15 protein-coding genes are annotated in these 14740 nt (G+C 34.7%); 11 read left to right on the top strand and 4 right to left on the bottom strand.

Annotated elements, in window-relative coordinates:
* The first annotated feature begins 188 nt into the window (after window positions 1-188).
* The 9 genes from porV to P178_RS0121010 all read left to right on the top strand — a co-directional run bounded on the left by porV (window position 189) and on the right by P178_RS0121010 (window position 9753).
* Window positions 189-1337 (top strand): type IX secretion system outer membrane channel protein PorV, encoded by a 1149-nt coding sequence (gene porV, locus P178_RS0121050; protein WP_027068102.1) that lies wholly within the window; start codon window positions 189-191, stop codon window positions 1335-1337.
* Window positions 1338-1462: 125 nt separating this feature from the next.
* Window positions 1463-1948 carry a cytidine deaminase gene (gene cdd / locus P178_RS0121045; protein ID WP_027068101.1) on the top strand — a complete coding sequence of 162 codons (486 nt, stop codon included), beginning with the start codon at window positions 1463-1465 and terminating at the stop codon, window positions 1946-1948.
* A 188-nt stretch (window positions 1949-2136) separates the two neighbouring features.
* Window positions 2137-3135 carry a pyruvate dehydrogenase (acetyl-transferring) E1 component subunit alpha gene (gene pdhA, locus P178_RS0121040; protein WP_027068100.1) on the top strand — a complete coding sequence of 333 codons (999 nt, stop codon included), beginning with the start codon at window positions 2137-2139 and terminating at the stop codon, window positions 3133-3135.
* A 4-nt stretch (window positions 3136-3139) separates the two neighbouring features.
* Window positions 3140-4780: a pyruvate dehydrogenase complex dihydrolipoamide acetyltransferase gene (locus tag P178_RS0121035; RefSeq protein WP_027068099.1), complete on the top strand. Its 1641-nt coding sequence runs from the start codon at window positions 3140-3142 to the stop codon at window positions 4778-4780.
* 86 nt (window positions 4781-4866) lie between these two features.
* On the top strand, window positions 4867-5916 hold the full coding sequence (locus P178_RS0121030; RefSeq protein WP_027068098.1) for a M28 family metallopeptidase: 1050 nt from the start codon (window positions 4867-4869) through the stop codon (window positions 5914-5916).
* A complete protein-coding gene (locus P178_RS0121025) occupies window positions 5916-6596 on the top strand; it encodes an SDR family NAD(P)-dependent oxidoreductase (protein WP_027068097.1) in 681 nt (226 codons plus the stop codon). The genes P178_RS0121030 and P178_RS0121025 overlap by 1 nt, the downstream gene beginning before the upstream one ends.
* A 1-nt stretch (window position 6597) precedes the next feature.
* Window positions 6598-7200 carry a SprT-like domain-containing protein gene (locus tag P178_RS0121020; protein WP_027068096.1) on the top strand — a complete coding sequence of 201 codons (603 nt, stop codon included), beginning with the start codon at window positions 6598-6600 and terminating at the stop codon, window positions 7198-7200.
* 1 nt (window position 7201) lies between these two features.
* Window positions 7202-8281, top strand: coding sequence for a mannose-1-phosphate guanylyltransferase (locus tag P178_RS0121015; RefSeq protein ID WP_027068095.1), 1080 nt, complete (start codon window positions 7202-7204; stop codon window positions 8279-8281).
* A 2-nt stretch (window positions 8282-8283) separates the two neighbouring features.
* Window positions 8284-9753, top strand: coding sequence for a DUF389 domain-containing protein (locus P178_RS0121010; protein ID WP_027068094.1), 1470 nt, complete (start codon window positions 8284-8286; stop codon window positions 9751-9753).
* On the opposite strand, the gene P178_RS0121005 is transcribed toward P178_RS0121010, so the two are convergent.
* Together P178_RS0121005 and P178_RS0121000 are read right to left on the bottom strand one after the other, a co-directional pair.
* The gene (locus tag P178_RS0121005) at window positions 9750-10517 is read right to left on the bottom strand and encodes an ABC transporter ATP-binding protein (protein ID WP_027068093.1); all 768 of its coding nucleotides are present in this window, start codon (window positions 10515-10517) and stop codon (window positions 9750-9752) included. The two genes, P178_RS0121010 and P178_RS0121005, sit on opposite strands and share 4 nt — an antisense overlap.
* Window positions 10517-11254, bottom strand: a complete 738-nt coding sequence (locus P178_RS0121000) for an MlaE family ABC transporter permease (RefSeq protein ID WP_027068092.1) — start codon at window positions 11252-11254, stop codon at window positions 10517-10519. The genes P178_RS0121005 and P178_RS0121000 overlap by 1 nt, the downstream gene beginning before the upstream one ends.
* Before the next feature lie 117 nt (window positions 11255-11371).
* On the opposite strand from P178_RS0121000, the gene pafA reads away from it, so the two are divergent.
* Both pafA and murI read left to right on the top strand, forming a co-directional pair.
* Window positions 11372-13039, top strand: a complete 1668-nt coding sequence (gene pafA, locus P178_RS0120995) for an alkaline phosphatase PafA (protein ID WP_027068091.1) — start codon at window positions 11372-11374, stop codon at window positions 13037-13039.
* 1 nt (window position 13040) lies between these two features.
* Window positions 13041-13829, top strand: coding sequence for a glutamate racemase (gene murI / locus P178_RS0120990; RefSeq protein ID WP_027068090.1), 789 nt, complete (start codon window positions 13041-13043; stop codon window positions 13827-13829).
* Here murI and P178_RS0120985 read toward each other — a convergent pair.
* Both P178_RS0120985 and P178_RS0120980 read right to left on the bottom strand, forming a co-directional pair.
* Window positions 13816-14316 carry a dihydrofolate reductase gene (locus P178_RS0120985; RefSeq protein WP_036147275.1) on the bottom strand — a complete coding sequence of 167 codons (501 nt, stop codon included), beginning with the start codon at window positions 14314-14316 and terminating at the stop codon, window positions 13816-13818. The genes murI and P178_RS0120985 overlap by 14 nt on opposite strands.
* An 11-nt stretch (window positions 14317-14327) precedes the next feature.
* Window positions 14328-14729 (bottom strand): 2TM domain-containing protein, encoded by a 402-nt coding sequence (locus P178_RS0120980; RefSeq protein ID WP_027068088.1) that lies wholly within the window; start codon window positions 14727-14729, stop codon window positions 14328-14330.
* Window positions 14730-14740 lie beyond the last annotated feature (11 nt).

Below are 14740 nucleotides of genomic sequence, written 5' to 3'. Positions count from 1 at the left end.
TAACTATATGTTTTTGGAATAAATTACTGGAAAGAATACTTATACTTTTAAGGTGGGAATAAAATTTTGTAAAAAATAGATATTCATGCAAGATAACGGGAAAATGTGCGTTTACATGTAAAATATAAGAGCTCGAAATAGGTTAATCACTATATTTCACCTTTAAAAATTTAAAGAACTATTTTAAGATGAGAAAAATTTCAATAATTTTCTTTGTATTGATTATCGGTAAAGTTTTTGCGCAAGATGATCAGCGTGTGATTACTACGGCTGTTCCATTTCTGACAATTGCGGCAGACGCTAGATCTGCAGGTATGGGAGATATGGGTGTGGCAACTTCTACAGATGCTTTTTCTCAACAATGGAACCCTGCTAAATTTGCTTTTGCTGAGCAAAAAATGGGAATAGGTGTTAGTTATACCCCATATTTAGAAAGTATAATTACGGATATATCTCTATTAAATGCCAGCTTTTATAACAAGCTAGATGATCAAAGTGCTTTTGCGGTTAGTTTACGTTATTTTACATTGGGTGAGATAGAATTGAGACAATTTGCCAATGATCCAGGAACAATAGCAAAACCTAATGAATTAGCATTAGATGGTTCATATTCTTTAAAGTTAAGTCCAACTTTCTCAATGGCTGTCGGTGGTAGATATATAAGGTCTAACTTAAAATTACCGCAGAATGGATCGGAAGATTCTCAAGCGGCCGGTTCATTCGCAGTAGATGTAGCGGGTTACTACAGGTCTAGGGAAATTGCCTATAATAATTTTGATGGTAGATGGAGAGGTGGTTTTAATCTTTCTAATATTGGTGGTAAGATTCAATATGATGAAGGTGGTCAAGAAAACTTTTTGCCAAGTAAATTAAGTGTTGGTGGTGGTTTTGATTTTATTTTAGATCAGGACAACGTAATTGGTGTCACTACAGAATTCAGTAAATTACTTGTGCCAACACCTCAGGATTATGATGGTGACGGAGATGTGGATGCTGCAGATAATGATATTTACCAAAATGAAAGTGGGTTCAGCGGTATTTTTAATTCTTTTTCAGATGCCCCCGATGGATTTAGTGAGGAATTAAAGGAATTTACATGGGCTTTAGGAGCTGAGTATACTTATCAAGATGCTTTCATGTTAAGGACAGGGTATTTTAATGAAAGCGAAGAAAAAGGGTCTAGAAAGTTCTTTACCTTAGGGGCTGGATTTAAATTTAAAGCAGCACAAGTAGATTTGTCATACTTATTTTCAACTTCTCAAGTTAGAAATCCATTGGAAAATACACTTCGTTTTTCTCTTACATTTAATTTAGGCGAAGAGTTTTACAACGATTAATTTTAAAGATTTTATATTTTAAAAACCTGCTAAAAGCAGGTTTTTTTATGTACTTATATTTTTATGGTGTTTTTTTAACGACACCAGATTTATATTTGTAGATTGAAAAACAAAATAAACATATGATTAACCGAAAGAAGATAAGTTTTGATGTTACGGTGTACGATGCATTTAATGAATTAAATGATGCGGATCAAACTTTAATGTCAGCGGCTGTTAATGCTAGGCAAAGAGCATATGCCCCTTATTCAAGTTTTAATGTAGGTGCATCTGTATTATTGGATAATGGAGAAATCATAGAGGGTAATAATCAAGAAAATGCATCTTATCCGTCGGGCTTATGTGCAGAAAGGGTGGCTGTTTTTTATGCTGGAGCTAAATACCCAGGTATGCACATAAAGGCTATTGCAATTACCGCGGCATCTTTAAATCATGAAGTTAATGAGCCTGCCGCGCCCTGTGGTAATTGCCGACAAGCAATTTCTGAGTATGAATTTAGACAAGGGGAACCTATAAGAATTTTATTAATGGGAGAGACTGGTAGTGTTATTGAGTGTAATTCTTTAGCAGATTTATTGCCGTTAGGATTTAATAGTAGCTTTCTTAATTGATGATTTTTGCAAAAAAGTATTGTAAATAAACACGTTATATACTTTATTTGTTAAGCATATAATTTCTTAATGGATTTGCTTCTATTATTTTTATCGGTTCATTTATATGTGTATTTTTGCTCTTCTTGTATACCTTGGTCATGTTACCTTGGTTATCAATTAAGAATTTAAACCTTTAGTTAAAATTGATGAAAAAAATCACCAAGGAAACATATTTAAAATGGTATGCAGACATGCTATTTTGGAGAAAATTTGAGGACAAATTGGCTGCTGTATACATTCAGCAGAAGGTAAGAGGGTTTTTACATTTGTATAATGGGCAAGAGGCTGTTTTGGCTGGTGCACTTCATGCAATGGATTTAACCAAAGACCGAATGATAACCGCTTACAGAAATCACGTTCAACCAATTGGTATGGGTGTTGATCCTAAAATGGTTATGGCAGAACTATTTGGTAAAGTAACCGGTACCTCAAAAGGTATGGGTGGTTCAATGCATATTTTTTCAAAAGAACATCGTTTTCATGGTGGTCATGGTATTGTAGGAGGGCAAATTCCTTTAGGTGCGGGTATGGCTTTCGGCGATAAGTATGCAGGTAGAGATAATGTTACTTTGTGTTACATGGGCGATGGTGCCGTAAGACAAGGAGCGTTACATGAAACTTTTAACTTAGCTATGTTATGGCAATTACCAGTTGTTTTTATTTGTGAAAACAATGGTTATGCGATGGGTACTTCGGTAGCAAGAACATCTTTTTCTACAGAAATATGGAAATTAGGTTTAGGTTATGAAATGCCTTGTGGACCGGTTGATGGAATGAATCCTGTTACTGTTGCTCAAGAAATGAGTAAAGCTATTGATAGAGCACGTAGTGGAGGCGGACCAACTTTCCTTGAAATGAAAACTTATAGGTATAGAGGTCATTCAATGTCAGATGCACAGCATTATAGAACGAAGGATGAAGTTGAAGAATACAAAAAGATAGATCCAATTACTCAAGTATTGGATATTATCAAAGAAAATAATTATGCAACAGACGCTGAAATCAAAGAAATTGACAAGAATGTCAAAGCTATGGTTAAGGAGTGCGAGAAGTTTGCAGAAGAATCAGATTATCCACCAGTAAACCAATTATATGATATGGTTTACGAACAAGAGGATTTTCCATTTGTTCAACATAAATTATAATTAGATGGCTATAGTAGTAAATATGCCCCGTTTAAGCGATACCATGGAAGAGGGAACGGTAGCTAAATGGTTAAAAAGCGTTGGAGATAAAATAGAAGAAGGAGATATACTGGCTGAAATTGAAACTGATAAAGCGACGATGGAGTTCGAATCTTTCAATGAAGGGACCTTATTACATATAGGTATTCCAGAAGGTGATACTGCTCCTGTTGATAGTTTGTTGGCAATTATCGGTGACGAAGGTGAAGATATTTCAGCTTTGTTAGGTGGTGGTGCATCAGTTTCTGAATCAGAAACAAAATCAGCTGAAGAAGAAGTCGTAGTCGAAGATAATTCTGAAGAAGTACAAAGCGGTGGTGAAATTCCTGAAGGAGTTGAAATAGTTAAGATGCCCCGTTTAAGTGACACCATGGAAGAAGGTACTGTGGCTAGTTGGTTGAAGAAAGTTGGTGATGATGTAGAAGAAGGGGATATACTAGCGGAGATTGAAACAGACAAGGCTACAATGGAGTTTGAGTCTTTCTATAATGGTAAGTTGTTGTATATAGGAATACAAGAAGGTGAATCTTCTCCTGTAGATGCGGTTTTAGCGGTAATAGGTCCGGAAGGTACAGATGTTGATGCTGTTTTAAGTAACAAATCTGGTGGAGCTAAAAAGAGTGTCTCAAATAATACTGAAAAAGAAGAAGAGAAATCTTCTGTTGCATCCGATAATAATGAGGTTTCAAAATCAGTTGCAGATGGAGAAAGAATTTTTGCATCTCCTTTGGCTAAGAAAATAGCGGCTGATAAAGGTATTGATTTAGCAAAGGTTTCTGGTTCTGGCGATAACGGTAGAATTATTAAAAAAGATATAGAGAATTATACTCCAAGTGCAAGTCCTGCACCAGTTGCGGCTCCAAGTGTAAAAACTGAAAATGCAATTGCTTCACAACCGGTTTCTATGGCTTTGCCATCTGGTGAAGAAGGGACAGAGGAAGTTAAGAATTCTAATATGCGTAAGGCTATAGCCAAAGCATTGGGGAATTCTAAATTTAATGCGCCACATTTCTACCTTACGATTGAAGTAGACATGGATAACGCTAAAGCATCTCGTGCTCAAATTAATAGCTTGCCAGATACTAAAGTATCATTTAATGATATGGTGTTGAAAGCTTGTGCTATGGCACTTAGAAAGCATCCTCAAGTAAATACTTCTTGGAACGGAGATACAACAAAACAACATAAACATATTCATATGGGTGTTGCCGTAGCTGTTGACGAAGGTTTGGTTGTACCTGTGGTGAAGCATGCAGATTTATTAGGTTTAACACAGATTGGTAGTGCTGTTAAAGACTTAGCGGGTAAAGCTAGAAACAAAAAAATAGCACCTTCAGAAATGGAAGGTAGCACGTTTACGGTTTCTAATTTAGGAATGTTCGGTATACTTGAATTTACAAGTATTATCAATCAACCTAATTCAGCTATTTTATCTGTAGGTGCAATTGTTGAAAAGCCTGTTGTTAAAAACGGCGAAATTGTAGTAGGTAATACTATGAAATTAACACTTGCTTGTGATCATAGAACTGTTGATGGTGCTGTAGGCGCTCAGTTCCTTCAGACATTAAGATATTTTGTAGAGAATCCTGTTACTATGCTAGCATAGAATATTGGTTTTAAAATAGAATTATTAAAAGCATCCTTTCAACGGGATGCTTTTTTTTATCTTTAGATTTTAAATTTGATTTTAATATGAAACAAATAAGTACAGTATTTCTTAGCTTTTTAGTTTTAAGCTGTGGAGGAGCAAAAGTTGATCAGTCAACAGTTTTAAATCCTACCAATCCAAAAGGTGTAAAGGGTCAGGTTGTTACTAATGCAACTGTTGAAAAAACGGAAAGTAAAATATCAGCATTAAAGACAGGTACTGGTAGTTTTACAACGTCTGGTGATATTGAAACATCTATGTCTTTCTTGACTTCTGATGAACTGCAGGGTAGAGACACTGGAAGTGACGGGATAGCTAAGGCGGCAGATTTTATTCAAAATGTATTTGAAGAGTATAATATAGCTCCATATTTTGCATCTTATAGAGATACTTTATATAATTATAGTGATGGTACGGCATATAATGTAGTGGGTTTTTTGCCCGGTACCGACGAAAAACTAAAGAATGAGATTGTTATTATAGCTGCGCATTATGATCATATTGGAATAATAAGTGGTAATGATGGTGATACAATTGCCAATGGAGCTAATGATAATGCGTCAGGAACAACTACCGTATTAGAATTTGCAAAGTATTTTGGTAAATTAAAGGGCAATAAGAGAAGTATAGTTTTTGCGCTATTTTCAGCAGAAGAAAAGGGCTTAATGGGCTCAAAACATTTAGCCGAGAAGCTTAAAAATGAAAATATTGAATTATACGCTATGTTAAATTTTGAGATGGTTGGTGTGCCTATGGTAGATAAGGACCATAGCTTGTATTTAACGGGTTATGAGCTTTCTAATTTAGCCGAGGTTAGTAACAGATATGCGAATAAAAAATTAGTTGGTTTTCTTCCAAAAGCTAAAGAATTTAATTTGTTTAGAAGGTCAGATAATGCTCCATTTCATGATGCGTTCAACGTGCCTTCTCAAACATATAGTTCTTTTGATTTTACCAATTTTGGTGAGTATCATAAGGTAGGTGATGAAGCCTCGTTGATGGATTATAATTATATGGCAAAAGTTGTAAATGATGTTATACCTGTGCTTACGGGTATTATTAATTCACCTATTAAAGAAGTAAAGTATAACTAATGGAATACGTTATTGTAACTGGTACTAGTAGAGGAATTGGTTTTGAGTTGAGTAGGTTATTTGCTGATGCAGGTTTTAAAGTTTTGGCGCTATCAAGAAATGATAAACCTATTAATAGTCTTAAACATGAAAACATTGAAGCATTTCCTTTTGATGTATCTTCAAAAGAAGATCAAGATAAGTTGTTCAAATTTTTAAAGGAAAATGATTGTACTGTTTCTGCGCTAATTAATAATGCTGGTAAATTAATTAATAAACCTTTTCTTGAGTTAACAGACCAAGAATTTAAATCTGTCTATGAGGTCAATGTTTTTGGCGTCGCTTCTATGACTAAGTTAGTTTTGCCTTTTATGAATAAAGAGGGTCACGTACTAACCATAAGCTCTATGGGTGGTATTCAAGGAAGTGCTAAGTTTCCAGGGCTTTCAGCATATAGTTCTAGTAAGGGAGCAGTTCTTACATTAACCGAATTATTAGCTGAAGAATTTAAAGAAACTGGTCCGGCTTTCAATGCATTGGCGTTGGGCGCAGTACAGACTGAAATGTTAGAAGAAGCATTTCCTGGATATAAAGCACCTGTAAGTGCCGTAGAAATGGCAGAATACATAATGGATTTCGCCTTAAAAGGGCAAAAATTGTACAATGGTAAAATACTACAAGTAAGCAGCAGTACTCCGTAAAATGCAACAGACCTTAGCTAAATACTTACCAGAATTAGCAGTTAGTCCTTGTTTTGAACTAATTAAAAATAGTCACGTTCATTTGAAAATTGTGAATGAGCGCGTAACTCGTCATGGCGATTATAGAAGACGAAAAGATGGTAATCATCAAATTACAGTCAATGCATCTTTGAATAAATATCGATTTCTGATGACCTTAATTCATGAAATTGCTCATTTAATAGCTTTTGAGAAGTATGGTCGTAATATAAAACCACATGGCTTAGAGTGGAAAAAGACCTTTCAGCATTTAATGCTTCCGTTCATACGTCCAGAAATATTTCCTGCACAACTTTTACCATTATTAGCTAGGCATTTTAAAAACCCTAAAGCTAGCAGCGGTACAGATGCTCAGTTGGCTATTGCTTTAAAACAATTCGATGAACAACAATCAGATAAAACTTACGTTTACGAATTACCGATAGGGTGTGTTTTTCGTATCTATAACGGGAAAATATTTAAAAAAGGAAATAAACGAACCAAGCGTTATGAGTGTATAGAAATATCTTCGGGAAGGATGTTTTTGTTTCAACCCAATGCTGAGGTAGAATTAATAAAAAGCTGACATGAATAAAAATTATTATGCCGTTTTAATGGCAGGAGGAGTGGGGTCAAGATTCTGGCCTATAAGCACAAGTGAAAATCCTAAACAATTTCATGATATGTTGGGTGCGGGAACCACGCTTATTCAAAAAACATTTCAGAGATTAAATAAGTTTGTACCTGCCGAGAATATTTTAATTCTTACCAATGAGCGCTATAATGATTTAGTATTAGAACAGCTTCCAATGGTAAAGCAAGAGCAAGTAGTTCTTGAGCCTGCTATGAGAAATACAGCGCCGTGTATTTTATATGCAGCGATGAAGATTCGAAAAATGAACGAAGATGCTGTAATGATAGTGGCGCCTAGTGATCATTGGATTGAAGATGAGGATGCCTTTGCAAAGGATGTTACGGCATGTTTTAAAAAGTGTGAAACTGAAGATGTTCTTTGTACGTTAGGTATAAAGCCTTCTTTTCCAAACACTGGTTTTGGATATATAGAATATAATAAGACAGATAAAGCCCAACTTAAAAAGGTAAATCAATTTAGAGAAAAGCCAGATTATGAAACGGCTAAAGATTTTCTAGCTCAAGGAAATTTTCTTTGGAATGCAGGTATATTTATGTGGAGTGCAAAAACAATTGTAAACGCGTTTCAAAATTTTCAGCCTAAACAATATGCATTATTCAGAGATGGTTTAGTGTGTTACAATACAGATGATGAAAAGAAATTTATATCAGAGAATTATCCTAAAGCTGAAAATATTTCCATCGATTATGCTATTTTAGAAAATTCTGAATCAATTTATGTTAAGGAAGCAACATTTGATTGGAACGATTTAGGTACGTGGGGTTCTTTATATGATAAACTAGATAAAGACAAAAATCATAATGCCGTAGTAAATGCCAAGGTTCTGGCAGAAGATGCTAGTGGTAACATGATAAGGTCTAAGGCAGGTAAGGTAGTTGTTGTGGATGGTCTTAAAGACTACATCATTGTTGATAAAGATGAAGTACTTTTGATTTATCCTAAGTCAAAGGAACAAGATATAAAACAAGTTTTAAATAAGGTAAAGGATACCTTTGGTGATGAATTCGCTTAAGTATGGAAAACAATCTTGATCAAGATAATATTACCCCTAACAGTAACGAGAGCAATGGCGGTACTGAAGTTAAAAAAGATTTTCAAGGTCTTTTAGGTAGCGTTAAAAAGTTTTTGTCTGAATTATTGGATATTAGAACCAATACAGATCAGCAGGCTACGAAAGAAGCTATTATTGCTGATATTCCTTTTAAGGGGCATACTTCTTGGATTTTGATTTGTTCCATTTTTATTGCATCTATTGGTCTCAATGCCAATTCTACTGCGGTGGTAATCGGTGCGATGTTAATTTCTCCACTTATGGGGCCTATTTTAGGTATAGGTATGTCTGTGGCAATCAATGACATTGATACGTTAAAAAGGTCATTGAAGAATTTTGCCGTAATGGTGGTTCTAAGTGTAATAACTGCATATTTATTCTATCGTTTCTTTCCTTTGAGGGATGAGTCTTCTGAGCTTTTAGCAAGAACAGAACCCGATATTAGAGATGTTTTAATAGCATTTTTTGGTGGTTTGGCATTAGTAATTGCTCGTGCAAAAAAAGGAACTATTGCCAGTGTTATTTTTGGTGTAGCAATTGCTACTGCATTAATGCCTCCGCTGTGTACCGTAGGTTTTGGTTTGGCAATAGGTAACTGGTCTTATGCAACAGGGGCAATGTACCTGTTTATTATCAATACTATTTTTATAGCACTCGCAACCTTTTTGGTCATTAAGCTTTTACGTTTTCCCATGGTTCGCTATGTGAATTCGCAAAGGAGAAAATTGATCGGAAGATTGGCTTCCCTATTGGCAATTTTAGTGATGATACCGGCCGGTTTTACATTTTATAGTGTGTTCAAAAAATCTTTATTCAATAGAGATGCCGAAACTTTTATTACAGAAAAAATTGTGCCTTACCAATTTTCTGGAGAAGGTAAATTTTTAAAAGATTTTAGTGAAGTCATATACAACGATGATGGTAATTCTAAAATTGAATTATTTTTTATGGGTAATGAAGGTATACCCGATAATGTAATTGCTACTTGGCGAACTCAAATGGCAGAATTTAAACAACTTGAAGGTACTGAGCTTGCTGTTGTTCAAGGTTCTAAAAGTGACGAAGCAAACGAGCTTAAATACGTTAATGAGCTATACGAATCTCAGAAAAGTATTTTGACGAGTAAAGATGAGAAAATTCAGCTTTTAGAAAGTGAATTGGTTAGGTTAAACCAGATATCATCCAATCAGATTCCTTTTAAGGAGATTAGTCTAGAGGCAAAAACAAATTACGAGAATTTGGATCGCATAGGTTATGCATATTTAATTTCAACAGATTTTACTAAAACCGATAGTATACCTTTATTTGAAGTGACTTGGAAAAAGGAAGCGAAAAGAGCAGAAACGGTAAAGGATATGAATAAGCTGCAAGATTGGTTGCGTCTTAGGTTGAACAATAAGAATATTCAGATAAAAGAGATGCCCAAAGATTAGTTTTGTTCTTGAATGTACATTTGTCTCACTTTTTTAAATAAGTCAGATGAGTAGACAAAATTAGTTACCGCTTCATTATCGGTTTTGAAAATTTCGTTTTTGGTACCTTCCCACTCTAATAACCCATCTTTAAGAAAGATAATTTTCTCTCCAATTTGCATTACAGAGTTCATGTCATGTGTATTTATGACAGTTGTAATATTATATTCCTCTGTAATTTCTTTGATGAGGTCATCTATAAGAATAGCTGTTTTGGGATCTAGACCAGAATTTGGTTCGTCGCAAAAAAGATATTTTGGATTCATTACAATTGCACGTGCAATAGCAACACGTTTTTGCATACCGCCAGAAATCTCGGAAGGAAATTTATGATGTGCATCAATAAGGTTAACTCTCTTTAATACCGCATCAACTCGATCTTTCATTTCCAACTTCGACTGGTTGGTAAACATTTCTAAAGGGAACATAACATTACCTTCTACCGTCATACTATCAAAAAGGGCACTGCCTTGAAAAACCATCCCCATCTCTTGTCTTAATTCACGTTTTTCATCATCGGTATGATCAGAATATAATTTACCGTCATATGCTATACCTCCTTCTTCAGGGACAAAAAGACCTAATAAACATTTAAGAAAAACAGTTTTCCCAGAGCCACTCTGTCCAATAATTAAATTAGTTTTTCCTTTTTCAAAAGTTGTGGTAATACCCTTAAGAATATGAGCTTCGCCAAAAGATTTATGTATGTCTCGTACGTCTATCATTATCCTAGTAAAAGTTGGGTTAAAATATAATTTAGTATGATGATTACAACACTTGTCCAAACAAAAGCAGTTGTGCTGGCTTTACCTACCTCTAAGGCTCCCCCACGCATATAAAAACCATGAAAAGATGGTATCGTTGCAATTACAAATGCAAAAATTAAGGTTTTGACAAAGGCATATGCAATATGAAAAGGAACAAAATCAGACTGTAGTCCTGTTATAAAATCTTCACTGGTTAAGAATCCCCCAAACACGCCTGCCATCCATCCGCCAAATATTCCAACGTACATAGAAATAGCAATTGCAAAAGGGTAAAATAGCATTGCTATAATTTTAGGAAAAACTAAATAATTAAGAGAGTTAACGCCCATAACTTCTAAGGCGTCTATTTGTTCTGTAACCCGCATTGTACCAATACTAGACGTAATGTAAGAACCTACTTTACCCGCCATGATAATGGAAACAAATGTGGGTGCAAATTCTAGTATAACCGATTGCCTAGTGGCAAAGCCAATCAGGTTTCGTGGAATTAACGGGTTGGTAAGGTTAAGCGCAGTTTGTATGGCTACAACGGCACCTATAAAAAAGGAGATGAATATAATAATACCCAATGAGCTGAATATTAACTCATCTATTTCCTTGAATATTAGGGATTTCATTATTCTCCATTTCGTAGGTTTTTTAAAAACCTCGCGGATCATAATTGCATAGCTTCCTACAGATGCTAAATAGTTCATTCTTTAAAAATAGATTTCTTATTGTAAAAATAACAATAAAGGACTTGATTTAACCTGAGTTTAATCTTTAAAGGGGTAAATTATTTACATTTGCGTTTCAATCTTATAAGTATGAAAATGAAAAAATATTTTATTACTTCATTGTTTATTGGGACTTTGTTGTTAGTTAACGGATTAACTGCGCAGAAGAAAAACAAAGACAATACAAGTGACGATTTGTTAAGGGTGAAACCAAAATTGGTAGTGGGGATAATAGTAGATCAAATGCGATATGATTATTTGACGCGCTTCTATAATGGTTTTGGTGACGACGGATTTAAAAAACTTATTGAGCAAGGTTTTAATTGTAAAAACAATCATTTTAATTATGCGCCAACAAGTACGGCTCCTGGGCATACTTCTGTCTTTACAGGCGCATCCCCGTCTACACACGGTATTATTGGTAATGACTGGTACGACAAAGAAATAGATGCTAGTGTTTATTGTGCTGGCGATGATGCTTATACTTCTGTAGGGACTTCATCAAATGCAGGGAAAATGTCTCCACATAGAATGACCGTTACCACAATAACCGATGAGTTACGTTTAAGTACACAAATGCAGGGGAAGACTATTGCTGTAGCATTGAAAGATAGAGGAGCGGTTTTACCAGGCGGTCATACAGCTAATGCTGCATATTGGTTTCATGGCGCAGATGAAGGTAAATGGATTACAAGTACATACTATATGAACGAGCTTCCTAAATGGGTAAATGACTTTAACTCTTCTGGTAAAGCGCAATCTTATAAAAAAGAATGGAACACTCTTAGGGATATTAAGGATTACATAGAGAGTGGAACGGATAATAATCTATATGAAGGAAAGTTTAAGGATGAAATAACAACTTCATTTCCTCACAACACGGCAGAACTTTTAGATAAGACAAAGGCATTCGATATCATTAAAGCAACACCTTACGGAAATTCCTTGACGGCAGATTTTGCCATAGAGGCTTTGAAGAATGAAGGTCTAGGTAAGGATGAAATTACAGATTTTTTGACGGTTAGTTTTTCTAGTACTGATTATGTTGGTCATATGTTCGGAGTAAATTCAAAAGAGGTTCAAGATACTTATCTAAGATTGGATGAAGATTTGGCGCGATTGTTTAAAGCGTTGGATAAAAATGTTGGTGAGGGTGAGTATACTTTGTTTTTGACAGCTGATCATGCTGCTATAGAAGTTCCCACATATTTAAAAGATCAAAAAATACCTGCAGGATATATCGATAATAAAGCAAATGCAGCAAGGCTTTCCGAGTTTTTGAAATATACCTATGGCACAGAGGATATTGTTAAAAACCATTCTAATAATCAATTATTTTTAGATCATAAAATTGTAAAAAATTTAGATCTTAATTTAGCAGACGTTCAAGCTGAAATAGCGCAAGAATATTTAGGATACGATGGTATTGATAAAGTCTATACGGCTGATCAAATGTGGAACAATGAGTATACTAGGGGAATTCCATATATTTTACAAAACGGATATAATCAAAAGAGATCGGGAGATGTGCTTTTAGTATTAAAGCCTGGTTTTATCTCTTATAATACAACAGGTTCTACACACGGATCACCACAGATTTATGATACTCATGCTCCTTTATTGTTTTATGGTAAAGGAATTAAGCCTGGATCAACAATTAAACGTACTGAGATTCCAGATATAGCTCCAACAATTTCTGCCCTATTAGGAATTTCTTATCCAAGTGGTACCACTGGCACACCTATAATAGAGGTTTTAGAGTAATATGGATGATAGGCATATAGGTATTTTTGACTCTGGTATTGGAGGTACATCTATCTGGGGTGAGATTCAAGAGCTTTTGCCATATGAAAGTTGTATATATCTTGCGGATAGTAAGAATGCACCTTATGGTGAAAAATCTGAAGAACGAATACTAGAGCTGAGTATTAAGAATACAGAATATTTATTAAGCCAAGGCTGTAAATTAATAGTCGTTGCTTGTAATACGGCAACGACTAATGCCATAGATTATTTAAGGAATAATTATAGTGTACCTTTTATTGGAATAGAACCCGCGATAAAGCCTGCTGCTATAAATAGTAAATCTAAAATAGTAGGGGTATTGGCAACTAAAGGGACCTTGTCTAGCAGTTTGTTTCACAGTACATCTAAAAATCACGCTGCAGGTATAACGGTATTAGAGCAAAGAGGTACTGGTTTAGTAGAGATGATTGAAAATGGTAATCTAGAAAGTGATCAATTGTATCAACTTTTAGAACAGTACATAATGCCAATGCTTGATAAGGGAATGGATTATTTAGTTTTAGGTTGCACTCATTATCCTTATCTCATACCTATGTTAAAAAAAATGCTTCCAGAACATGTTACTATAATAGATTCTGGTCAGGCAGTTGCCAGGCAAACAAAAATGGTTTTAGATAAATATGATTTATTGACCAGTAAAGTAGAATTGGGTAAGCATCAATTTTATACCAATGGAGATGTAAATGTACTTGCTACTATTTTAAATACTACTAAATCTAATATCAATATTTCGTTCAAAGACTTTTAAGGGCGTCGGCTTTTTTTATGTAGGTTAAATAAGTGAAAGATAGTTTATGTTTTTCATCAGTTGGGTGAAATTCTTGTTTGGTCAGCATCCAAAATTCTTCGTCAATTTCTGGGAAGAAAGTGTCAGCATCTGTAAAAGTACCGTGCACACGAGTAAGCTCTATTTTATCAGAACGTTTTTCTCCTTGCTTATAGATTTCTCCACCACCAATTATAAATGCAATCTCTTCTTTAACTAAATCAATAGCTTCATCTAAAGAATGAACTACTATACATTCTTTATGTGCTACAGTATAATTTTTATCCCTGGTAATTATAATGTGAGTTCTATTTGGTAGGGGTTTAGGAAAACTTTCATAGGTTTTTCTGCCCATAATAATTTTGTGTCCAGATGTCAATTTTTTAAATCGTTTAAAATCATCTGGCAAATGCCAAAGTAAATCATTGTCTTTACCCAGAGCATCATTTTCAGCTGCCGCGGCAATCATTATAAGTGTTTTCAAAGCAATTTTTTTTTAGGTTCTATTTCTATAGGGGCTTGTAGTTCATGTTCTCGTTCAATCTCCTTCTCCATTGCGGCAATTCGCTCTTTTTGTTTCTGTACTAATTTTTCTCTTTGAGAACGTTCCCAATCTTGCCCCATAAATTTATTGGTTATGAAAACATTAAAAATGTGAAGGACAAACAAGAAAGCCCAAAAAGTAATGGCCCAAATAAACCAGTTATATTCTTGTCCGTATTTTAAAATTTTATTGATGAGCACTAGGAATACACTACCAACCAAAAAGACAACAAAATGGGTGTATAGGCGCTTCTTTTGGCGAACCCTTTTCTGAGCATTCTCTAATAACTCATGCTGTTCTAAATCTAATTTGGAGGTGTTTTTATTTTTAGAAAACATACTCTTCTTAT

The organism is Maribacter sp. Hel_I_7 (genome assembly GCF_000688315.1).
In the GTDB taxonomy this organism is placed as follows: Bacteria; Bacteroidota; Bacteroidia; order Flavobacteriales; family Flavobacteriaceae; genus Maribacter; species Maribacter stanieri.
Note: the sequence above shows the minus strand (reverse complement) of the source record. Positions and strands in the feature narration are given on the sequence as shown.